Genomic DNA, 23,218 nt, shown 5'->3' with positions numbered 1-23,218 from the left:
GCATCTACTCCGCGGGGTAAGGATGAATAGAATCAGAAATTGTTTTTTCGATCAGCAAGGAAGCCAGCACAGCAACACTGCCTGGCGGCAACTTGTTTTGCACGCCCGCCGCAGACGCTGCATCCAGCTTGCGGTACAGCGCACAGCGCGCGCTTGTCGTAAAAGGCAGATCGAGCAAGGTTTTGCCCAGATGATACGCGGCCAGCACGCTGCGCCCGGTTTCTTTGGCTTGCCAGGCCAGGGCGCTACGATCAACGAAATGCAGCTGGCGCACACTGGGCAGGCGCGCCGCCAACTCGGCGACCGCACGGTGGATTTTTTCCCGATAGGCCACCACCGAGCGCCCGGCATCAGTCGCTTGTGCGCCGGTGGCGTTTGCCGGCACCCCCATCAGCCAACACAGGACGCTGTCCGGCGAAAAATTCCGGATCGCTGCCTCATTTTCAGCACCGAGCGCCGTCACGTCCGCAGCGAGAAAATCGGCGGCGGGTGCCAATACACGGGCGGCAGCAATGCACTCGGGCAGGTTTTCCAGCACCAGAACCGATTTTCCTGCCGCGCACAGAGCCTGCGTGCCAAAACCCGGCCCGCAGCCGATCTCGAGCACACGCGGCGCAGCGATTTGCGCTGCCATCCAGGCGTAATCGCCTTGGCGTGCGTAACGCGCGCCCTCGGCCTGCCAGTAAGCGAGAAAATCTTGCACGGCATCCGAAGTCGAGCCGCTTGCCGCTGCGCGCGTGCTCACACCTTGTCTTTGCGGGCGTAAATGGCGGGCAGATTACGCCAGGAGCCGCCGGCATCCATGCCGAAGCCAAAGACGAAACGATCCGGCAAGCTGAGGCCGACAAAATCAGCCTTCAGCGGTTTGTTTTTGCCGTTGTCCTTATCGCTGAACACCGCCGTCAACACTTCGGCTGCGCCCAGACGCAAGAGGCTTTCGCGCACGGCGGCCAGGGTCAGACCTTCGTCGAGAATGTCGTCGACCACCAACACGCTACGCCCCTTGACCGGCGTCCACGGCGCGGCGCGCCAAGAAATCTTGCCGCCCTGGGTTTCCGGGCCATAACGGGTGGCGTGCAGGTAATCAAAGTCGAGCGGAAAATCCAGACGTGGCAAAAGATTGCCGCAGAACACTGCGCCGCCGGTCATCACACACAAGACGAGCGGATATTTTTCCGCCAGCTGAGCCTTGATCTCGCCAGCCATGCGATCAAGCGCGGCAGTGACTTGTTCAGCGCTGAAAATCACTTCCGAGTCAGCCAGCATGGCGCGCGCTTTCTCGGTCGTCATCACTTCTTTGGTCATGTTATGGCCACTCCTTTTAGTAATTCCAGTAAAGCCTGTTCATCGAGTACGGGGATATTGAGTTCGTGCGCTTTATCGAGTTTGCTGCCAGCTTCTGCGCCGGCCACCAGGTAATCGGTTTTTTTCGATACTGCGCCACTTACCCTGCCGCCGGCAGCCTCGATTCTATCCTTGGCTTCGTCGCGCTTGAGCGTGGGCAGGGTGCCGGTAAGCACAAATACCTTGCCAGCAAGGGGGCTCGCGGCGCTTTGCCCGATTTCCGGAAGCGCCGGAATCTGCGCCAGCAGGTTTTTTCGATACGCCGCCAAACTCGCCAGCGCGCCGCGCCGGCCGGGTTGTTGCAACCACTTGTCCAGGGCGCTGATCGTCTCTGCCGGCAGGCCTTGCGCCGACAAATACGCCGCATCCAGCCCCTCTTGCGCCAGGCGCTCACCGTCGACCAATGCTGCCAGCTGACGCGCGCGCAAAGCTGTCAAGCGAGGAATCTCGAGCGCGCCGTATAAATTTTCCCACGCAAGTTTCTCGCGCAAATGCGGCGACGGCCCCCCCTCATCGCAGGCACGCACACCGGCGGCGAGCAAGGCTTCGAGGGCTGCGCTATTGTGTTCTTCGGCAAAAAAGGCGGCGATCGCTTCGGCCACCGTGCGCCCGATATCCGGCAATACGGCGAGCAGCGCCACCGGCGCACGGCGCACGCGCTCCAGGCTGCCCAGCCAATTCGCCAAGGTTTTTGCCGTGGACTCGCCGACGTGACGGATGCCCAGGGCAAACAGCAGGCGGGCCAGCGGCGGCGATGTGCTGGCGGCGATGCCGGCCAGCAGGTTTTCTGCCCAGCGGGTCGCCACCTGTCCGGCCTTGAGCGTTTCCGGCGTGATGCCATCGCGCGCATCGGCCTGGCGTTTCATGGCGAGCAGATCATCCAAGCTGAGGCGGTAGATGTCGGCCACGCTGTTCAGGTAATCGAACTCCACCAGGCGCTCGACATAGCGCTCGCCCAAGCCTTCGATATCCATCATGCGCCGCCCGGCAAAGTGCAAAATTGCCTGAATACGCTGGGCGCGGCAGGAAAAACCGCCGGAGCAGCGCGTCGCCGCCTCGCCCGGTTCGCGCACGGCATGTGCGCCGCACACCGGGCAGACAGCGGGCATGGCGAAGGACTGCGCGCTAGCAGGCCGGCGTTCCAGCACCACGCCGAGAATCTCCGGGATCACGTCGCCAGCACGGCGCACGATCACCGTATCGCCCACGCACAGGCCGCCTTTACGCTCGATTTCGTCGGCATTGTGCAAGGTGGCATTGGTGACGGTGACACCGCCGACAAACACCGGCGCAAGGCGGGCCACCGGCGTCAGCGCCCCGGTACGCCCGACCTGGATGTCGATCGCCTCGACCACAGTCAAAGCTTCCTGCGGCGGGTATTTGTGCGCCACCGCCCAGCGCGGCTCGCGCGAGCGAAAGCCCAGGCGCTCTTGCACGGCGAGTGCATTGACCTTGTACACCACGCCGTCGATATCAAACGGCAGGGTTTCGCGCAATTCACCGATGCGCGCATGGAATTGCGCCAGCGCCGCGCCCCCGGCCAGGACGGCGCGATGCTCACAGACCGGCAGGCCGAAGGCGGCCAGCGCATCCAGCACCTGCGCGTGCGTCGCCGGTACGGCCCAGCCTTCGACCGCGCCGAGGCCATAGGCGAAGAACTTGAGCGGACGGCTGGCGGCGATGGCCGGGTCGAGCTGGCGAACGCTGCCGGCGGCGGCGTTGCGCGGATTGACCAGGGTTTTTTCACCGCGCGCGGCGGCGGCGGTGTTGTATTTTTCCAGATCGGCGCGGCACATATACACCTCGCCGCGCACTTCCAGCACCGGGGGTGGCTCACCCTGCAAAGACAGGGGAATCTGGCCGATGGTGCGCAGATTCTGCGTCACATCCTCGCCCGTCGTGCCGTCGCCGCGCGTTGCGCCGCGCACCAGGGCACCGTTTTCGTAGCGCAGGCTGATCGCCAAACCATCGAATTTCAGCTCTGCTGCATAGTCAACGGCGGGAGCCGCTGCCGACAAATCGAGCTCGCGGCGGATGCGGGCATCAAAATTAAGCGCCCCCGCCGGGCCGGTATCCGTTTCGGTCTGGATCGACAGCATCGGCACCACGTGCGTGACCGGCGCAAACTGCGCCAGCACCTGCCCGCTGACCCGCTGCGTCGGCGAGGCGGCATCGCGCAATTCGGGATGCGCCCTTTCCAGCGCCTGTAATTCCTGAAACAGCGCGTCGTAGGCGGCATCCGGAATGCTGGGCGCATCGAGCACGTAATAGGCGTGGTCGTGGCGCGTGATTTCTGCGCGCAGCCAGGCCGCGCGTTCCGCCGCAGAATTTGCCATCAGGAAAACAAGCGGCGCGACTGGGCCGAACCGGCAGCAATGCCGTACTGGCGCATCGCCGCTTGCGGTTTGCCGATGAATTCACGGCGGATGTGTTCCAGCTGCGCTTCGCCGAGCGGCTGGCGATTGTCATCGACCAGCGCGCCTTGCAAGGTGTCGGCAAAACGGCGTGCCAATTCGGTCATCTGCTGAAAAACCCGCTCGCCGTGATCGACACGCGGCACGTCGAGCAAAAAAGTCAGCCCGTGGGTACTCAGGTTGCGCAGGCCGTCGGCGGTAAGCGGCGTGTTTTCATAGTTTTGCAGAGAAAACTGCGGCTGGCCGTCGTCATCATAGCGGGTGAACATGCCGCCCACCCCGAGCACCATGCCGGCCGCTTCGGCCAGAGCGCGAATCTTGGTACCGGGGAAGGCAATGCCCCGGCTGACCAGATTCAGGCCGATTTCCAGATCGACCTCGGCGCAAAAACGGTCGATTTCCGCCGCCTGATCGAGCACCCGCGCCGCCGGCAGGTCGGCCACCGCCGTCAACTCATCGGCCAGCGCCTGCATGGCAGCCGTAAATCCCACCAGATCCGCTGCCGCCAGCGGCCCCAGGCGATTCACCAGCTGCAGGCCGATGCGCAGACGGCGCACGCTCAGATCTTCGTCACCGCGCAGCGGTATCCATTCACGGCTGCCTTCGTTAAAGCCGATCCAATGCACCGGTTTATTCACTTTTTGCAGATTCTCCCGCTGCGAAGCAAAGATCTGGCGCACCGGCACGGACTCAAGCATTTCCAAGGTGACGATGTATTCGATGCGCGGGTCAAGCAATTCCACCGGCACCCCCGGCACGAGCGCAGCCTCTGCCGCCGGGGCGGGGCTTTCTGCAGCCTCTTGCAGCACTTTAGGCACCGCTTCGAACACCGTCTCGGACACTGGCGGCACCGGCGCATCGACTTCGGCAAGCGTTTCAAACGGCGGGTTTGCGGCAGATGGCGTACCGATTTCAGGCGCTAGCGTCGCGGCAAAATCCACCACGATTTCCGGCGATTCGGCATAAACCGCCGTTTCAGCGTAATCGGCGTCCGGCTTGGCGGCCAAAAGATCCGGGCCGTCTTCGGCAAACACCGGTTCCAGGCGCTCGATGCTTTCCTCTTCGGCGCGCGCACGCGGTGCTGCCACCTTGAGCAAGACATCGTCGTGCTCCGGTCGCAACACCGATTCCGCCACCTTGCGGTGGCGATATTCCTGCCAGCTGTTGTAAGCATAGACGCCGCCGACCACGATCACGCTCAGGCCGGCCAATCCCCAATGCAGTTCGCTCATGCGTCCCTCATTTTCAAGGCTTCTTCGATATCCACTTCCACCACGCGCGACACGCCGCTTTCCTGCATGGTGACGCCGACCAGTTGTTCGGCCATTTCCATGGCAATTTTATTATGGGAAATGAAAAGAAATTGCGTTGCACCCGACATCTTTTTGACCATGGCACAAAAACGCTCGGTATTGCTGTCGTCCAGCGGCGCATCGACTTCGTCGAGCAGGCAAAAAGGTGCCGGATTCAACTGAAACATGGAAAACACCAGCGCGATCGCGGTCAGCGCTTTTTCACCGCCCGACAAGAGGTGAATGGTGGAGTTTTTCTTGCCCGGCGGCTGCGCAATGACCTGCACGCCGGCGTCCAGAATCTCCTCACCGGTCATCACCAGTTCAGCGCGCCCGCCGCCGAACAGTTCCGGAAAGAGCTGGCCGAAATGGCCGTTGACCGCATCGAAGGTGGATTGCAAGAGATCGCGCGTTTCCCGGTCGATGCGGCGAATGGCGTTTTCCAGGGTTTCCATCGCTTCCGTCAGATCGGCGGCCTGCATGTCGAGGTAGCCCTTACGCTCGCTCGCCGTTTCCAGCTCCTGCAAGGCGGCCATGTTCACCGCGCCCAGTTCGGCGATGGCGTTGCTCAGACGCGTGATTTCGCCTTGCAGCGACGGCGGGCGGGATTCACCCAAAAGCGGCAGCAGCGCCGTTTCATCGGCGTTGGCTTCGAGCAGCTGCAGGGCAAATTGCTCGGCATTCAGCGCGGCGGCCTGCTCTTTCAGCTTCAAATCACCGATGCGCCCGCGCAAAGGCTCCAAGCCCTGCTCGATTTTCAGACGTTGCTCATCCAGCGCGCGCAGATTCTGCGCCGCTTCTTCCAGCGCGTTACGCCGCTCGGCCAGCTTCGTTTCCGCCTGCACGCGGGTTTCCAGAGCCGCTTGCAGACTTTCTTCCATGACATCGGCCGGCGCAGCCACCACCTGCTCGGCGCAGGCGGCGCGGTCGCGCTCGATGCGCGTCAGTTCGCGCTGGGCGGTGGCTTGCTGGGCAAAAATATCCTGCAACTTGCTGGCGGCTTCGCGGGCGGAAAACTGCGCTTCGCGCAGCGCCCGGTCGAAGTCGGCGTTTTTCTCGCGCTCGGCGCGCACCGCCCGCTCGCATTCGTCGAGCCGGCCTTGCGCCCCGGCCACCAGCACGCGGATGCGCGACAAGCCTTCGCGAATTTCCTCGATGCGCTCGTCCGCCGCCATTTCGCGCTCGCGCTCACTTTCTTCTTCCTCGGCCAGTTCGGCGAGCTGCTCGCTCATCCGTTCCTGCGCTTCCCGGTAGCGCGTCAGCGCCTGGCTCAACTGCATAACCTGCAACTGCGCCTGATGCACGCGCTGCTGGCGGTCGGTGACGTACTGGCGGGTTTCGTCGATTTCTTCCTGTTTATCAGCCCATTGCTCGTCGAGCAGGGTTTCGCGCGCACGCAGTTCAGCGAGTTTTTCCGCCGCCAGCGCAATGCCTGCCGCCAGCGCCTCGATTTCGCGCTGGCGCTCGAGCAGGCCGTGCTCACCCTGGTCCGGCGCGAAGAAGGTGATGCCGCTGCGCGTCAGCAGGTCGCCGCCCTGCGTCACCAGCGCCGCACCCGGCGGCAACTGGGCGCGCCGATCGAGGGCGTCGGCCAGGGTCGCCACGGTTTCGACACCGCCGAGCCAATCCTCCAGCGCCGCGCGGACCTGCGGCAAATCGCAGCGCACGCGGGCGGCCAGACTATCTTGCGGCGGCGCGGCACTCGCTGCAACATCGCCGAGCAGCACGCTCAAGCGCGCCTGTGGCCGGTCGTGCCGCCAGGCGTCGAGCCGCGCCGGGTCAGTGCAGGCAATGGCGGAAAGACGCTCGCGCAGCACCGCTTCCACGGCCTCCTCCCAGCCCGCTTCGACGTGGATTTGCTGCCACAAGGCCGGCGCGTCAGCCAGTTGATGCCGCGCCAGCCATTCCGGCAATTCGCCCTGCTTGGCCGTTTTCGCCTGCATCTGTTCGAGCGCGGCGCGGCGCGCTTCGCCCGCTGCCAGTTCGCGTTCCAGGCGCTGGACTTCGGCGTGCAAGGTCTTGCGCGCCTCATTCAGGGCGGGTAGTTCTTCCTGCAACTGCTGCAAATGTTCCTGATCGCCTGCCAGTTCTTCGCGCAAAAGTTCGAGCTCTTCTTCTTTTTCGGCCAGCCTCAGCGCATCCGGCGCCTCGCCGCCATCCTCGCCGCGCAAGCGTTCGCGGCGCAGGGTCAGAGCGCTCAGGGCGCGCTGGGCATGCGCCTTGTTGGTCAGTTCGACTTCCAGCTTCTGCTCGCCGTTGGCGGTGCGCGTTTTTAAACGCTGCAATTCTTCCTGCGCCTGCGCGTGGTCTTCTTCCACCTGCGGCGCAAGCTGCATCTGTTCGTGCAGGCGCTCTTCAGCCTCCACCACGCGCAGTTGCGTCATCTCCTGCGCTTCTTCCCAGTGCATCCGGTCGGCGGCCAGCGTTTGCGCCGTTTGCGTCCATTGCGCCAGTTCGTCTTCCAGTTGGACGAGGCGCGCTTCGAGCTGGCTGCGCGATTCGCGGCGGTGGCGAATCTCTGCTTCCAGGCGGGCGACCTCGGCGTTGGCGGCGTACATGTCGCTCTGCGCGGCGTGCAGCGCGTCGCCCGCAGCAAAATGCGCTTCGCGCAAAAGTTCGGCGCGCGCCTCGGTTTCACGCAGCGCGGCGCTCTGCGCTTCGAGCTCGGTCGTCGCCCGCGCCACGTCGAGCGCCAGACGCTGGCGTTCGGCTTCTGCCTCGCGTTTTTTCAGCAACCACAACAGCTGCTGTTTCTGCACCATCTGCTCGTTCAGCGCGTGGTAACGGCGCGCCACCTCGGCCTGGCTTGCCAGGCGCTCGATCTGGTGGCCGAGCTCTTCGCGGATATCTTCCACACGCAAGAGGTTTTCCCGCGTGTCTTCCAGGCGCCCTTGCGTTTCCTTGCGCCGTTCCTTATAGCGGGTCACTCCGGCGGCCTCTTCGAGGAAAACGCGCAAATCATCCGGTTTTGCCTCGATGATGCGCGAAATCATGCCCTGGCCGATGATGGCATAGGCGCGCGGCCCGAGGCCGGTGCCGAGGAACAAATCAGTGATGTCCTTGCGCCGCACCTTCAGGTTGTTGATGAAGTAGTCCGACTGCCCCTGCCGCGTCAGCACGCGCTTGACCGAGAGTTCAGCGTACTGCGACCACTGGCCCATCGCCCGCCCGAGCGAATTATCGAAAATCAGCTCGACGGAAGCGCGCGACACCGGTTTGCGCTGGGTGGAGCCGTTGAAAATGACGTCCATCATCGATTCGCCGCGCAACTCCGAGGCTTTCGATTCACCCAGTACCCAGCGCACGGCGTCCATGATGTTCGACTTGCCGCAACCGTTTGGCCCGACCACCCCGACCAACTGCCCGGGCAGGGAAACCATCGTCGGATCGACGAAGGATTTGAAACCGGCAAGTTTGAGTTTGGTCAGGCGCATGCGCGAAAAACTTCTGGTCGAAACGAGGTGAACGCAAGGCGCAGCGGCCCGCAGCGGGGCGCGTATGATAGCATCCTCGCCTATTCATTTTCCCTTCTGGGCCCGCACCATGATCCTCGACAAATTGTTCCAGCTGATGTCGGAAAAACAGGCCTCCGACATTTTCATTTCTGCCGGCACGCCGATCCACATCAAGATTCAGGGCGAAACCATGCCGGTCAATCAGCAAATGATGCTGCCGGACATGATCGAGAAAATCGCCTATGAGCTGATGTCGCCGGAGCAGGCCAAGACCTTCGAGGCGACCAGCGAAATGAACCTGTCTTTCGGCGTGCCGCAGGTGGGGAACTTTCGTATCAACATCTTCCGCCAGCGCGGCTCGATCGGCATCGTCATCCGCTTCATTCTCGGCAACATTCCGCCGCTCGACACCCTGGGACTCCCCTCGCTACTGGCGGAGCTCATCATGGAAAAACGCGGCCTGATTCTCATCGTCGGGGCGACTGGCTCGGGTAAATCGACCACCATCGCCTCCATGCTGGATCACCGTAACTCCACGCGCGCCGGCCACATTCTCACCGTCGAAGATCCGATTGAGTTTTTGTTCAAACACAAAAAATCCATCGTCAACCAGCGCGAAATCGGCATGGACACGCACGACTGGTCGAGCGCCCTGAAAAACGCCATGCGCCAAGCGCCAGACTGCATCCTGATCGGCGAAATCCGCGACCGCGACACCATGCAGGCCGCCATTTCCTATGCCCAGACCGGCCACCTGTGCCTGGCCACCCTGCACGCCAACAACTCCTACCACGCGCTCAACCGCATCATCAATTTCTTCCCGCTGGAAAATCGTCCGGCGCTCTTCCTCGATCTTTCCGTTGCCATGCGCGCCATCGTTTCACAACGCCTGGTCAAAAAACCTGACGGCAAACGCTTCCCGACCTGCGAAATCATGCTGAACACCCGCCACATCAGCGAATTGATCGAACGCGGCGAAGTGCAGGCGATCAAGGACGCCATGGAGCAAACCCTTGCCCCCGGCTCGCAGACCTTCGAGCAGGATCTGTTCCGCCTCTACCACGAAGGCGCGATCACCATCGACGAGGCGCTGGCCAATTCCGATTCGCCGACCAACCTGTCGTGGCTGATCAACAACGCCGAATTCAACATCAACAGCGGCAAGGAAGAAAAACTCGGCGATGTCGCCATGGATTTCGACAGTACCGATGAAGAAGGTGCCTCCTTCAAGGAATTCCAGCTCAATCTCGACGACGAAACCCCTGCGCAATGAGCACCGCCGCCTTCACCGAACTGCACACCCTGCGCGATTTTCTGCGCTACGCGGTCAGCCGCTTCACCGCCGCCGGCCTGTTCTTCGGCCACGGCAGCGACAACGCCTGGGACGAGGCGGTCTATCTGACGCTGCACACCCTGCACCTGCCGCTCGATTCCCTGGAACCTTTTCTCGATGCCCGCCTCTTGCCGGACGAGCGCAGCCGCCTGCTCGACATTTATAGCCGCCGCTGCCAGGAACGCCTGCCCGCCGCCTATCTCACCCAGGAAGCCTGGCTGGGCGAGGATCGTTTCTACGTCGACGAGCGCGTCATCGTGCCGCGCTCTTTCATTGCCGAACTGCTCGACGAACAACTGGCTCCGTGGGTGGACGCCCCCTGGGCAGTTGAGCAGGCGCTCGATCTGTGCACCGGCTCCGGCTGTCTGGCGATCAAGCTGGCGCTCAACTTTCCTCACGCCCAGGTCGATGCCGTTGATCTCTCGCCGGATGCCCTCGACGTCGCCCGCCGCAACATCGCCGATTACCAATTAAGCCGACGCGTACACCCCATCCACTCCGACGCCTTCGCCGCGCTTTCCGGCAAGCGTTACGACCTGATCGTCTCCAACCCGCCCTACGTCGATGCTCAGTCCGTCGCGGCGCTGCCGCCGGAATACCGGCACGAGCCAGAAATGGCGCTCGGCTCGGGCGAGGATGGCCTCGACTTCACCCGCGTCCTCCTCGCCGAAGCCAAAAAACACCTGACCGAGAACGGTCTGCTCATCGTCGAAATCGGCCACAACCGCGCCACGCTCGAAGCGGCTTACCCCACCCTGCCCTTCACCTGGCTCGACACGGCGGCAGGCGATGAATACGTCTTCATGCTGCGGGCGGAAGATTTGCCGGGGTAATTCGCGACTTCGCCCCTTCCCGGCACGCCCCCCACGCACACCTTGCCCCCAAAACTCTACGCCCTGCCCAGCCCCTTCGAGATCGAAACCGGCACGGTATTGATGCTCGAACCCGAATGGGCGCGGGCGGGCGAGTTGCGCGCGCAACTGCTCGATGAAAGCTATGCCAAGCCCTTCGTCATCGACGACGGCGAATTCCGCTACCTCTATTTCAACGTGCGCCTGATGCAAAGCCAGATGGCGCTCAAAACGCCGCACGATCTGGTTTTACGTTACACGCAGAAGATGCTGGGCTTCCTGCTCTTTCATCCGCGCCCAAGGCGCATCGTACAGATCGGCCTGGGCGGCGGTTCGCTGGTCAAGTTCTGCCACCGCCGCCTGCCCGGCGTGCACATCACCGCCGTCGAACTCGATGCGGACGTGATCGCGCTGCGCGAGGCGTTTTTCGTGCCGCCCGACGATGCGCGCCTGCATATCGTCCAGGGCGACGGGGCGGATTTCATCGACACCGCCGAGAAAGGCATCGACGCCTTATTGCTCGATGCTTTTGACCGCAACGGTTTTGCCCCGGCACTCGCCAGTCAGGATTTCTTTGCCACCGCCTACGCCAAGCTCTCCGGCAATGGCGTTTTGGTCGCCAATCTGGCCGGCGATCAGGAAATGTACACCGGCGTGATTGGACGCATCATGAATGTGTTTGACGATCAGGTCATCGTCATTTCCGTACCGGACGATGGCAACCACATCCTCTACGCCTTCAAAGAGCGCCATTTCGAGCCGCGCTGGCGCTGGCTGAACAACCACGCCAAGGAGCTGCGTTCCCGTCTGGGGCTGGATTTTCCGGCTTTCGCGCACAAAATGGAGCGCGCCAGCAAACTCAACTACGCCCAGCGCGAGGCTTTGCGCGGGCGGTAAAACTCGCTTGGCGTGAACAGTTTGGATTTACTCAGAACTGCTTTGAACGCGGATTGAAAAGGATAGACGCAGATGAACGCGGATAAAGGCGAAAAAATCGGCTGCTTGGCGCAGAAGCCTGGTTTTTCGCTTGGTTTAATCCGATTTTATCCGCGTCATCCGCGTCCAAATGGTTTCTTGGATTGCAATGGATTGGTTTCGAGCCGCGCTGGCGCTGGCTGAACAACCACGCCAAGGAACTGCGCGCCCGCCTGGGGCTGGATTTTCCGGCTTTCGCGCACAAAATGGAGCGCGCCAGCAAACTCAACTACGCCCAGCGCGAGGCTTTGCGCGGGCGGTAAAACTCGCTTGGCGTGAACAGTTTGGATTTACTCAGAACTGCTTTGAACGCGGATTGAAAAGGATAGGCGCAGATGAACGCGGATAAAGGCGAAAAAATCGGCTGCTTGGCGCAGAAGCCTAATTTTTCGCTTGGTTTAATCCGATTTAATCCGCGCCATCCGCGTCCAAATGGTTTCTTGGATTGCAATGGATTGGTTTCGAGCCGCGCTGGCGCTGGCTGAACAACCACGCAAAGGAATTGCGCGGGCGCTGACCTCAGACTTGATTGATCCATCGATCGTATTACGCATACAATATCGATCAAATCTTTTGCACACGAGGAGTTTGCCGTGCTGGCCGTGACCGTTTCCCCAAAATTCCAGGTCGTCATTCCGCAGGCCGTGCGTGAACAATTGCATATCGAAGCCGGGCAAAAACTACAGGTACTGACCTATGGGCAGCGCATCGAATTGCTGCCGATGGAAAGCCCGCAAGCCTTGCGCGGCTTTCTGGCGGGCATTGCCACCGACGTGCCGCGCGAGGCAGATCGCACATGAGTTTGAATGTCGTGGATTCCTGCGGCTGGCTGGAATATTTCGCCAATGGCACCAATGCCGACTTTTTTGCGCCCGCCATCGAAGCCACCGCAGATTTGCTGGTACCCAGCCTCACCCTGTTCGAGGTGTTCAAACGCATCCTGCAACAGCGCAGTGAAGCGGATGCCCTGCGCGCCATCGCCCTGATGCGACAGGCTCGGCTGATCGAACTTTCCGATACTCTGGCCGTGGGCGCGGCGCGCCTTTCATTCGAGATGAAACTGCCGCTCGCCGACAGCATCATCCTCTACTCTGCCCGTCACCACGGAGCGCGGCTATGGACACAGGATGCGCACTTCGCAGCCATCGAAGACGTGCACTTCCTGCCCAAGAATCAATAAAACTCGGGGGAAAAAGGGCGGGAAGGCGCGCATTTGACACCGAGTATCTGACGCCGGGTATCTGACACCACGCGAAAACGTCGGCTTAACGCGTCAAGGCAGACCGCGCGGAGCGGCGCTCCGCACAATCCCGCCTGCCGCCCTTGAAGGGCAAAACATCCCCGTTCATGCGCTTGCCCCGGCCTTTTAACCGGCCAGCTTGCCTTCCACCCAGGCGCGTACCGAAGCCAGCGCTGCCGGCAGGTTTTCTGGCTGGGTGCCGCCGGCCTGCGCCATGTCGGGGCGGCCACCGCCCTTGCCGCCGACTTGCTGGGCGACGAAATTGACCAGTTCGCCGGCCTTCAAACGCTGCGTTTCCTTGGTCGTCACCCCGGCAATCAACGTCACCTTGCCCTCGGCAACACTGGCCAGCACGATGGCGGCGCGCTGCAGCTTGTCTTTGAGCTTATCCAGAGTTTCGCGCAGTGCGCCGATGTCGGCACCGTCCAGACGGGCGACCAGAAGCTTTATTTCGCCCAGCGCGAGCGCCTGATCTGCCAGATCATCGCCCTGGGCGCTGGCCAGCTTGGATTTCAGACGATGGAGTTCTTTTTCCAGCTGCCGCTGGCTCTCCTGCAAACCAACGATACGCTCGGCGATGTCTTCGGGTTGGGCTTTCAACAAGGCCGAAACCCCGGCCACGCGTGTCGCCTGTTCCTGCACCCAGGTCAAGGCATTGATGCCTGTCACCGCTTCCACCCGGCGCACGCCCGCCGCCACACCGCCTTCAGAAACGATCTTGAACAGACCGATGTCGCCGCTGCGACCAACGTGCGTACCGCCACACAATTCCTTGGAACTGCCTATGCTCAAAACGCGCACGGCATCGCCATATTTTTCTCCGAAAAGCATCATCGCTCCGGATTTCTGGGCCGCTTCAAAATCCATTACATCGGCAACGCAGGCGGTGTTGGCAAGAATTTCCCCATTGACGATTTCTTCCACCTCGCGAATTTCCTCGGCACTCATGGGCGCGGCGTGGGCAAAGTCAAAACGGGTTTTCAAGGGATCGACCTGCGAGCCTTTTTGCTGCACATGCTGGCCGAGCACCTGGCGCAAGGCTTTGTGCATCAGGTGGGTGACCGAATGGTTACGCGCCGTTGCCGAGCGCGCCGCGGCATCCACCCGCGCACTGACTTCCTGGCCGAGCTTGAGCGTGCCGGTTTTCACCACACCGTGGTGGCCGAAAACCGCAGCCTGAATCTTCAACGTATCTTCCACGGCGAAAATACCGCCGCCGCCCTTCAATTCGCCCCGATCGCCGCACTGGCCGCCAGACTCGGCGTAAAAAGGTGTGTCATCGAGCACCACGACGCCCAAATCGCCTTCGTGCAGAGCATCGACCGCTGCGCCGTCTTTATAAAGCGCCAGCACCGCAGCGCGGGTTTCCAAAACCTCGTAACCATGAAACACCGTTTCCGCCCCGGCGTATTCCAGGTTGGCCGCCATTTTGAATTTACCTGCCGCCCGCGCCTGCTCTTTCTGGCGCGCCATGGCCGCATCAAAGGCAGCACCATCGACGGTGACAGTGCGCTCACGGCAAATATCCGCGGTCAAATCGAGCGGGAAACCATAGGTGTCGTGCAGCTTGAACGCCGTTTCGCCATTGAAGACCTTGAGCTGGCTGGCCGCCATGCTGGTCAGCTCTGCCTCCAGAATCGCCATGCCGTTTTCGATGGTGGCGAAGAAACGCTCTTCTTCCTGCTTCAAGGTCGCCGTCAACTTGGCCTGGTTTTCCTTCAATTCCGGATAGGCTTCGCCCATTTCCGCCACCAGGTCGGGCACCATTTTGTAAAAGAAGGCAGCGCGCGCGCCCAGTTTGTAACCGTGACGAATGGCGCGGCGAATGATGCGGCGCAGCACATAACCGCGCCCTTCGTTGCCCGGGATGACACCGTCGGCCAGCAAAAAAGAGCAGGCGCGGATATGGTCAGCGAGCACTTTGAGCGAAGGCGAATGCATGTCCGCCCCGCTCGTTTCGCGTGCTGCCGCCGCAATCAAGGTCTGAAACAAATCGATTTCGTAGTTGGCATGCACCCCCTGCAAAACGGCGGAGATGCGCTCCAACCCCATGCCGGTATCGACCGAGGGCTTGGGCAGCGGATGCATGACGCCCGCCTCGTCGCGGTTGAACTGCATGAAAACGTTGTTCCAGATTTCGATGAAACGGTCGCCGTCTTCTTCTGGCGATCCCGGGGGGCCGCCCCAGTGTTGCGGGCCGTGATCGTAGAAAATCTCCGTACAGGGGCCGCAAGGGCCGGTGTCGCCCATCATCCAGAAATTGTCGGAAGCGTAGCGGCCGCCCTTGTTGTCGCCGATGCGCACGATCTTTTCCGCGGGCAGACCGATCGTTTTGTGCCAGATGTCGTAGGCCTCATCGTCTTCGGCATACACCGTGACCATGAGTTTTTCCTTGGGCAGCTTATAGACCTCGGTCAGCAGCTCCCAGGCGTATTGAATGGCGTCGCGCTTGAAATAATCGCCGAAGCTGAAATTGCCCAGCATCTCGAAAAAGGTGTGGTGGCGCGCGGTATAGCCGACATTTTCCAGATCGTTGTGCTTGCCGCCCGCCCGCACGCATTTTTGCGAAGAAGTGGCGCGGTTGTAGGGACGCTTGTCGAAACCGAGAAACACATCCTTGAACTGGTTCATGCCGGCGTTGGTGAATAACAGCGTCGGATCCTCATGCGGCACCAACGAACTGGAAGCCACGATCTGATGACCCTTGGCAGCAAAAAAATCAAGGAATTTCTGGCGAATTTCGGCGCTTTTCATGATGGTCCAGCGTAAAGACGAAACCCGCAATTCTAAATCAAAGGCAGGCGGGATGGGCACTTAAACCCAGCCAAGAGAGTCTCCCCTGCAAAAAACCTTGACAAGCGCACAATATGTAAAGAGAATCGAGGGCTGAAAAACATCAGATCTTCAGCAACACAAATTTCAGGAGGCCTCATTCATGCAGAAAAAACTCATCGCTTTGCTGGCAAGCACTTTACTGGCGGTCACTTCCGCAGCGCCTGCTTTTGCACAAGATAACGCGCAAAATGCGAATAACAACCAGGCCAGCAATGCAGGAAATAGTGCCTCTGGCGGCGCTGCTGACGCCAGTGTCGCAGGAAAATCCGCTCTTGGCGGCATGACTGCCACTCAAATTGCAGTGGGCGTTGCCGTAGCAGCCGGCGTTGCTGCTGCCGCAGCGGGTGGCGGCGGTGGTGGCGGTGGCTCGACCTCTACTGCTACGGCAACCACGCCATAAGCAAAACAAACCTCAATTCAAAAAAGCTGCCCATTGGCAGCTTTTTTCATATCGCCACACCCTAAATCCAACATCAAACCTTGACACTGTTTTTGGCAAAAACACCCAGCACGCGCGCCAGAAACACTACATGATCTAGCGCATCCCGATCAGCCCCATCCCGACGCCACACAGAACAAGCAGCAAATTCAGCCTCAGCCCCTCATCCCTCGGCCCAATACTCAGCCTTCACTCAGCCTTGCACCCCAGCATAAGGTTTCATCACATCGATCGTCATTGGCGGGTGCCCTGGGGCCAGAAACTGTTCGCTACGCCAGACTGCACGCTTGCTATCTACCCAGAACCGATTCGTGTAACTCCAGCCCAAGCTGTCCACTGACACCGTTTCCTCAAATAAGCGTAAGTTCATCTGACGCTTACCCACAATCAGCTGATGCTCGCCCGCCACACGCAACGTCGAGTTTACTATTGCCCCGTAATAATTGCCGGGCACGAAATCCACTTGCCGACGACAAGTCATGCCATCGCGTAAAGGCACCGCAGGATCCAGAAAGTCCGGGTCGATAAATTCGGTTCTCGCCACATTCTCTGGAAACCCAGCACTGCGAACCAGCCGCCCAAAGCGGGTTACCAATACACCGCGATCCGCTGTTATCCAGTGCAACTCGTCACCGTCCACTTTGCCCAGAATGACCAGACCACGCTTCAAATTGGGCAACAGCACCGCCATGCTGGCATAAGGCAAACGGTCCGGATAATCCGCATCAAAAGCATCTCGCCCCGAAAAGTTTTCAAGTGCCACCTCCACCGTCTTGACAGACAGATTTTTGCCGCACCCCACGCTGACGAAAACTGCACCCAAAGCAGCACAAAAATGGCGGCGACACAAAGTCATGGCTATACCAAATAGATAAACATGTGAACATTATGACAGAAACAGCAAGAAAGATTACAATCGCCGGTTTGCCAACGACGAGAATTTTCGCCATGCACGCTGCACAATTTCCGACGACCAAAAACTGGCTCAAAAAAATTCCTCTATCAGGAATTTCGCTGTCCTTGGCAGCGTTTGCCCTGCCTGTTGGACAGTTGCTGGCACAAGAAATGAACGGAGCCGCAATGGCTGCGGCAATCTCCGCCGCCCAGGCACAAGGCATCAATGTTGATGCCATACAGCAAACGCAAAGAACCGACGGCCAAGTTAGTGCAAAAAACGCCCCGCTTTCTGAAGCCCCTGGAGATGCGGCAGATTCCAAACTTACGGGCATTCCGGAATTCGGTGCGAAGTTGCAGCCCTTCGGTGCCCAGCTTTTTTCTCGCTCACGCAACAAATACGTCTCCCCTACCGACCTACCTGTCCCTGCTGACTACATCGTCGGCATTGGCGACACGGTCGAAGTCCGCTATTTCGGCAAAGAAAACCGGGTCATGCGCCTGCCCGTTGAGCGTGATGGCAGCATCACCATTCCGGAAATCGGCTCCATCTCAGTCGCCGGCCTGACCTTGGAAAACATGGGGACAATGCTGCTCGAACGCATTGCCAAGCAGAAAATTGGCGTCGAAGCCACGGTCAGCATGGGGCCGCTACGCTCGATCCAGATCTTCCTCATGGGGGATGTCAATTTCCCCGGCGCAGTTACCACAGACGCCCTCACCACCATTTCCAATGCCCTGATGTACGGGGGCGGCATCAAGACATCAGGCTCAATGCGCCGGGTCGAAATCCGCCGCCAGGGCAAGGTGATTTCCCGCATTGACCTTTACAACAGCCTGCTCAAGGGCAGCGATGCCGGAGAGCTACGCCTGCAATCCGGCGACGTCATATTCGTCCCCACAGTCGGCAAGCGGGCCGCCATTGACGGCGAAGTCCAGCGCCCGGCAATTTACGAACTGCTCAACGAAAAGACTGCTGGCGACCTGATTCGCCTCGCCGGAGGTTTGAAGCCCACCGCCTACGCAAAGTCGAGCAAGATGAACCGCATCGGCTCAGGCTGGGAACGAAGTACCTCCCTTCTCTCACTGAATACCCCAAAGGAACAAGGCCTGCCACTTCACGATGGTGACATCTTCGAAATTCCCCCAGTCGTACAGACCCAATCCCCCTCCCCGGCCGATTATCGTTTCCCAACGATTACGCTCGAAGGCCAGTTTTTGTCCAGCGGCACGTACGCCTGGGCTGAAGACAGCCATCTCAGCCAGTTGATACCTCGCTACGAACAACTCGACCTCGACACCTACCGTCCGCTTGCCGTCATCGACCGCCTCGACCCGCTCACCGGTGCCCGTTACTACAAAACCGTCAACCTGATCGACGTCATCATCAACAAGGCCAAGGTCCCGCTGCAGCGTGACGACCGTGTCTTTACCTTCAGCCAGAGAGAAATCGAGTTCCTTTCCGGTGCCCAGGTCCAGCAGGTGCTCTCAGGCCGGCTGGCCCCCAAAAAAATCAATACCCCCGGCGTTATCATCGACGCCCAGGCCGCCAGCGCCAACAAGTCAGCACTCGAAACAACCCAAACGTCATTTGACGCTGGCGGGCGCGACATCAAAGCCAGTGGCAAGATCGCTACCGCCAGCGATACCTGCCGCAGCTTGATCGAGCTTTCACACATCATCGCCAACGAAGGCAATGACCGTTTCCGCTCTGCCATCTTTGCCGGTGCCTACGCCGAAGACGGGCGACAACTGGTCAAATCGATCCCCTGCCCCGATATCTTTGAACGAAACCCGCCTCTCCTGCCTTTTCTTCTCGAAAATGCGATCGCCCTGCGCGGCGAAGTCCGGGACCCCGGTATTCTCCCCATCCCAGAAGAACTCCCCCTCGACATTGCCCTGCGTAGCCGCGGCGGCCTGACCCGCGCCGCCGACCTCGGCGGCATCGAAATCAACAAACTGGAGCAGGGGGACAAGCAAACCAAGGTCGTCCGGGAGCGCATTGCCAGCAGCGCCGTTCTCGGTGAAATCGTGCTCCAGCCCGGCCACATCGTCCAGGTTCGCAAACGCGCCACCGAGCAAGATCGCGGCCTGGTTCGTGTCAGCGGAGAGCTTTCCCACCCAGGAGCCTACGAAATTCGCAAAGGTGAAAAACTTTCGGAGCTCCTCGCTCGCGCCGGCGGTCTGACGCAATTTGCCTATCCGCAAGGTACCGTCTTCCTGCGTCCGAGCGTCAAGGAAGAAAAGCGCCAGTATTACGCCAAAGCCGCCAACGAGATCATGCAGAACGCACTGTTCGCGCTGAGCCGGGACCGTGCCGATGGTGGCGGACAAAGCGCCAGCGCCACCTCGGGCATCCTGCAAATTGCAGAACAAATCAAGGCGACCGACCCAATTGGCCGGATGGTAGTTGAAAGCGACCCAACCGTCCTGCAGGTCCGACCCGAACTCGACGTCATGTTGCAGCCCGGAGATGAAATCATCATCCCACGACGCCCGAGCAACATCCTGGTCATGGGTGAAGTGCTCAATCCCGGCGCTGTGCAGTTTGTATCCGGCAAAAAAGCTGACGACTACATCCGCGAAGCGGGTGGCCTGAACCAGTTTGCGGACGAAGATTACATCATCGCGGTTTACCCGAATGGCCGTGCCGAACCGATCAAACTATCAAGCTGGAACTTCACGCCAACCTTGCTACCACCGGGTTCAGCCATCTACGTCGCTCGTGAGCCCATCACCACGACCAAGATCGACATCCTCAAACTGACCATGCAGATCGTCAAGGATCTCGCCCTGACGGCTGCCTCTCTCAGCGTCATCGGCAACAAGTAATCGACAACACCGAATCAACACAGATGTCCTTGACCAAGCCGGCACGCTGGGCGCCTCACCCCAGTGTGCTTCGCCTGCTGCCAATCGCTGCCTGCATGCTGCTCATGCCTACACAGGCCAGCGCGCAGTTTGTGCCGGCACCACCAAAGTTTGACAGCTACGGTGATTTCGGCGGCGTCGGTCTGTTACAAATGCCCACGGCGCGATTTGCTCCACAAGGGCAAATCGGAGTCAGTACCAGCCTTGTTGAACCATACCAACGTACAGCCATCACCATTCAGGGCCTCCCCTGGTTGGAAGGCGTTCTGCGCTATACCGCTGTCCGTAACCGTCTCTACAGCAATGACCCTAACTTCTCCGGCAACCAGAATTACAAGGATCGGGGCGTTGACATCAAGATCAAGCTGATCGAAGAGTCGAAATACCAACCCCAGGTTGCGCTCGGCATGCGTGACATTGGCGGTACCGGCCTCTTTTCCAGCGAATATCTCGCCTTCAGCAAACGCTATTACGATTTCGATTTCACCTTCGGCCTTGGCTGGGGCAACATGGGGTCGCGCGGGCATATCAAAAACCCTTTCGCACGCATTTCGGATCGATTTCGCAATCGACCCAATACGGCAGGCACCCCAGGTGCGGTTTCCAGCATCAATTTTTTCAAAGGCGAATATATTTCCCTGTTTGGTGGCATCAGCTACCAAACCCCGCTGCCGGGGCTGACGCTCAAGTTGGAGTACGACGGCAACGATTACCGCCAGGAAGCGATGAACAACCGCCAAAAAGTTCGTTCGCCTCTCAACTTCGGCCTCACCTACGCCTACGCTGACTGGCTGGATTTTTCCCTCGGTTATGAGCGTGGCGACAAATTCATGGCGCAGATCAGCCTGAAAGGCAATCTCCAGACCGACCGCGGCTTACCAAAGTCCGACCCTGCTCCAGAAGCGATCAAACCACGCGACCTAAGCGCTGATATCGCTGAATATCGCCGACAACACCAGAACAATACACCCCAAGAGTTTATCGGCCGGATGTCTTATTCGCTGGAGTCACTCGACTATCAAATCGAGTCCGTAGCAATCAAGGACAAGGAAATGGTTGCCGCCGTCAGCCAATCCACTTTCCGCAACCGTGCCAAAGCCATAGGACGCGCCGCTCGCGCCATGGCCAATGCAGCTCCGCCAGAAGTTGAAGTTCTGACGGTGCTTGACCGCCAGAATGGACTCGACACGCAACTCGTCTCCATCCTGCGCAAGGATCTGGAAAAAGCCACACGCCACGAAGGCAGTCCAGAAGAAATGTCGAGCAACCTGCAAGTCCGTCCTCCTGAAACCGATTCGTCCGCCGTAGAGAACGACACACTCTATCCCAAGCTGGACTGGGGCTGGGCACCCGCAATGCGCCACCACATCGGCGGCCCGGATGACCCCTATTTTTACCAGATCTATCTACGCGGCTGGAGCGATCTGCAACTCAGCCGACACCTGAGCCTGAGCGGGGAAATCGGCATCAACCTCACCAACAATTTCGACGACCTTAAACTCTCGTCCAACAGTGTTTTGCCGCATGTTCGCAGCGATATCAAGGAATACCTCAAAGAAGGCAAGAACGGAATTACTTCGCTGCAACTGGACTACCTGACCAATCTCAATTCACAAACCTGGGCCCGCGCCTCGGCAGGCCTCTTTGAAGACATGTTTGGTGGCTTCGGTGGCGAAATTCTCCACCAACCTTTTGGCAAACGCTGGGCCATCGGCGCCGACATCTATCGGGTGCGCCAGCGCGACTACGACAAACGTTTTTCCTTCAGGGATTACGAAGTCACTACCGGCCACGTCGATCTTTATTACCGTCTGCCCTTCTACAACATCACGGCTCAGTTGAGCCTGGGGCAATACCTTGCTGGTGACCGTGGCGCCACATTCACCCTGACCAGACGCTTCGATAGTGGTGCTGAAGTAGGCGTTTTCGCCACAAAAACCAATGTCTCTGCGAAAGATTTTGGTGAAGGCTCGTTTGACAAAGGCGCCTTCATTTCTATTCCCTTCGACTTCCTGAGTGTATTTTCCAACCGCAGCACCTTCGGCATCGGCTGGCGCCCACTGACCCGCGATGGCGGCCAGCGCCTGATCCAGAACAAACGACTCTACCCGCTGGTTGCAGGCACAGGCCGCGAAAATCTGTTACGCGACTGGTCGGAAGTACTTGATTGATGATTGTTGTTTGACAAATGAATCCAAACCTTACGCAGGACAAAATCATGGAACAGAACCCAATGCAGAATCAGATGAATGATGACGAAATCGACCTGTTTGAACTCTGGGCAACCCTGGTTGACGGCAAAATGCTCATCATCGGCTGCAGCATCATTTTCGCCTTGCTGGCGACCGCTGCAGCATTCCTGATGACTCCGAAATATGAGGCCAAGGTTACCGCCAGTTTTGCCGGCCAGGAAAAAAGCGGCGGCAGCCTGCTCGCCGGTCAATTTGAGCTTGCGGGCGTCAGCCTCGGCGGAAGCAGTGACAGCAGCGCCAACTATGCCTACCTGACCTCGCGTGGCTTCATTGAAAAATTCATTACCGAAAACCAGCTTCTCCCGGTACTTTTCGCCAGCAATTGGGATGAAGAAGCCAAACGCTGGAAAGCGCCTCCCGCCTGGAAGTTCTGGCAGGAAGGTGACAGCGAGCCCTCTCTCTGGAACGCCTACTCACTGTTCTCGGAAAAAATCCTCAGCGTCAGCCAGGACAAAAAAACCAGCATCATCACGTTGACCGTACAGTGGAAAGATCGCGAACAGGCCGTTGCCTGGGCCAATGGCTTGATGAAAGCAGCAAATGAAACCTTGCGCCAACGCACCATAGAGGAAACCCAGCGCAGCCTAGATTACCTTAACCAGGAACTCGCCAAAACCAGCGTGGTGGACGTACAGAACACCATCTTCAAAGTCATGGAAAACCAGATCAAAACCATGATGATGGCCAATACCCAGGATGAGTTTGCCTTCAAGGTCATTGACCCCGCCATGCCGGTTGATGAAAATGCCTACGTCAAACCAAAGCGCCCACTGATCATTGCCCTTGGATTCATGGGCGGTCTGTTTCTAGGTGTGGTCGTTGTCTTCATCCGCAAAGCCTTCAAAAACCACAAGAACCAGGCGATGCAGCTTCAAGCCAACCCCTCAGAAAACAACGTGTAACTGCATCGACAAAACGGCAAGGTATCCCATGAAAATCACGGCATCCGCTCTCATTGCTTCATTCCTTCTGCTCTGGCTCGCCGCCGCATGGACAGCGCCGGAATCGCGCTACCCCTACCTT

Annotated in this window: 17 protein-coding genes; 10 read left to right on the top strand and 7 right to left on the bottom strand. The window is 59.6% G+C overall.

Features of this window, described 5'->3' with window-relative positions; genetic code table 11:
* Nucleotides 1–4 precede the first annotated feature (4 nt).
* From ACM62Q_RS04755 to smc, 5 genes are read right to left on the bottom strand one after another with little or no spacing between them, the layout of a single operon-like run.
* Nucleotides 5–745 (bottom strand): hypothetical protein, encoded by a 741-nt coding sequence (locus ACM62Q_RS04755; RefSeq protein ID WP_415034106.1) that lies wholly within the window; start codon nt 743–745, stop codon nt 5–7.
* Nucleotides 742–1,305, bottom strand: a complete 564-nt coding sequence (locus ACM62Q_RS04750; protein WP_415034104.1) for a hypoxanthine-guanine phosphoribosyltransferase — start codon at nt 1,303–1,305, stop codon at nt 742–744. The genes ACM62Q_RS04755 and ACM62Q_RS04750 overlap by 4 nt, the downstream gene beginning before the upstream one ends.
* Entirely contained in the window at nt 1,302–3,680 is a 2,379-nt protein-coding gene (gene ligA / locus ACM62Q_RS04745; protein WP_415034102.1) for an NAD-dependent DNA ligase LigA, read from the bottom strand. The genes ACM62Q_RS04750 and ligA overlap by 4 nt, the downstream gene beginning before the upstream one ends.
* Nucleotides 3,680–4,990, bottom strand: coding sequence for a cell division protein ZipA C-terminal FtsZ-binding domain-containing protein (locus ACM62Q_RS04740; protein ID WP_415034100.1), 1,311 nt, complete (start codon nt 4,988–4,990; stop codon nt 3,680–3,682). Before ACM62Q_RS04740 ends, ligA begins: the two co-directional genes overlap by 1 nt.
* Nucleotides 4,987–8,484, bottom strand: coding sequence for a chromosome segregation protein SMC (smc, locus tag ACM62Q_RS04735; protein ID WP_415034098.1), 3,498 nt, complete (start codon nt 8,482–8,484; stop codon nt 4,987–4,989). The genes ACM62Q_RS04740 and smc overlap by 4 nt, the downstream gene beginning before the upstream one ends.
* A gap of 109 nt (nt 8,485–8,593) precedes the next feature.
* Here smc and ACM62Q_RS04730 point away from each other — a divergent pair, with 109 nt between their 5' ends.
* The 6 genes from ACM62Q_RS04730 to ACM62Q_RS04705 all read left to right on the top strand — a co-directional run bounded on the left by ACM62Q_RS04730 (nt 8,594) and on the right by ACM62Q_RS04705 (nt 12,844).
* Entirely contained in the window at nt 8,594–9,778 is a 1,185-nt protein-coding gene (locus ACM62Q_RS04730) for a PilT/PilU family type 4a pilus ATPase (protein ID WP_415034096.1), read from the top strand.
* A complete protein-coding gene (gene prmB, locus ACM62Q_RS04725) occupies nt 9,775–10,671 on the top strand; it encodes a 50S ribosomal protein L3 N(5)-glutamine methyltransferase (RefSeq protein WP_415034094.1) in 897 nt (298 codons plus the stop codon). Before ACM62Q_RS04730 ends, prmB begins: the two co-directional genes overlap by 4 nt.
* A gap of 42 nt (nt 10,672–10,713) precedes the next feature.
* The gene (locus ACM62Q_RS04720) at nt 10,714–11,586 is read left to right on the top strand and encodes a spermidine synthase-like protein (RefSeq protein ID WP_415034092.1); all 873 of its coding nucleotides are present in this window, start codon (nt 10,714–10,716) and stop codon (nt 11,584–11,586) included.
* A gap of 182 nt (nt 11,587–11,768) precedes the next feature.
* Nucleotides 11,769–11,927, top strand: coding sequence for a hypothetical protein (locus ACM62Q_RS04715; protein WP_415034090.1), 159 nt, complete (start codon nt 11,769–11,771; stop codon nt 11,925–11,927).
* Between the two features lie 330 nt (nt 11,928–12,257).
* Nucleotides 12,258–12,464, top strand: coding sequence for an AbrB/MazE/SpoVT family DNA-binding domain-containing protein (locus ACM62Q_RS04710; RefSeq protein ID WP_415034088.1), 207 nt, complete (start codon nt 12,258–12,260; stop codon nt 12,462–12,464).
* The gene (locus tag ACM62Q_RS04705) at nt 12,461–12,844 is read left to right on the top strand and encodes a type II toxin-antitoxin system VapC family toxin (protein WP_415034086.1); all 384 of its coding nucleotides are present in this window, start codon (nt 12,461–12,463) and stop codon (nt 12,842–12,844) included. The genes ACM62Q_RS04710 and ACM62Q_RS04705 overlap by 4 nt, the downstream gene beginning before the upstream one ends.
* A 186-nt stretch (nt 12,845–13,030) precedes the next feature.
* On the opposite strand, the gene alaS is transcribed toward ACM62Q_RS04705, so the two are convergent.
* Nucleotides 13,031–15,658 (bottom strand): alanine--tRNA ligase, encoded by a 2,628-nt coding sequence (alaS, locus tag ACM62Q_RS04700; RefSeq protein ID WP_415034084.1) that lies wholly within the window; start codon nt 15,656–15,658, stop codon nt 13,031–13,033.
* Between the two features lie 181 nt (nt 15,659–15,839).
* On the opposite strand from alaS, the gene ACM62Q_RS04695 reads away from it, so the two are divergent.
* The gene (locus ACM62Q_RS04695; protein WP_415034082.1) at nt 15,840–16,139 is read left to right on the top strand and encodes a hypothetical protein; all 300 of its coding nucleotides are present in this window, start codon (nt 15,840–15,842) and stop codon (nt 16,137–16,139) included.
* A gap of 232 nt (nt 16,140–16,371) precedes the next feature.
* Here ACM62Q_RS04695 and ACM62Q_RS04690 read toward each other — a convergent pair whose 3' ends face one another.
* Nucleotides 16,372–17,034 carry a YjbF family lipoprotein gene (locus tag ACM62Q_RS04690; protein WP_415034080.1) on the bottom strand — a complete coding sequence of 221 codons (663 nt, stop codon included), beginning with the start codon at nt 17,032–17,034 and terminating at the stop codon, nt 16,372–16,374.
* Between the two features lie 92 nt (nt 17,035–17,126).
* Here ACM62Q_RS04690 and ACM62Q_RS04685 point away from each other — a divergent pair, with 92 nt between their 5' ends.
* From ACM62Q_RS04685 to ACM62Q_RS04675, 3 genes are all read left to right on the top strand, one after another.
* Nucleotides 17,127–19,904 carry an SLBB domain-containing protein gene (locus ACM62Q_RS04685; protein WP_415034078.1) on the top strand — a complete coding sequence of 926 codons (2,778 nt, stop codon included), beginning with the start codon at nt 17,127–17,129 and terminating at the stop codon, nt 19,902–19,904.
* A gap of 95 nt (nt 19,905–19,999) precedes the next feature.
* Complete coding sequence (locus ACM62Q_RS04680; RefSeq protein ID WP_415034076.1) at nt 20,000–22,114, top strand: YjbH domain-containing protein; 2,115 nt, start codon at nt 20,000–20,002, stop codon at nt 22,112–22,114.
* 47 nt (nt 22,115–22,161) lie between these two features.
* Nucleotides 22,162–23,097, top strand: coding sequence for a Wzz/FepE/Etk N-terminal domain-containing protein (locus ACM62Q_RS04675; protein WP_415034074.1), 936 nt, complete (start codon nt 22,162–22,164; stop codon nt 23,095–23,097).
* The last annotated feature ends 121 nt before the right edge of the window (nt 23,098–23,218 follow it).

The organism is Azonexus sp., from assembly GCF_047638095.1.
Taxonomy (GTDB): Bacteria; Pseudomonadota; Gammaproteobacteria; order Burkholderiales; family Rhodocyclaceae; genus Azonexus.
The sequence above is the reverse complement of the archived record's forward strand: the minus strand, read 5'-3'. Positions and strand labels throughout refer to the sequence as shown.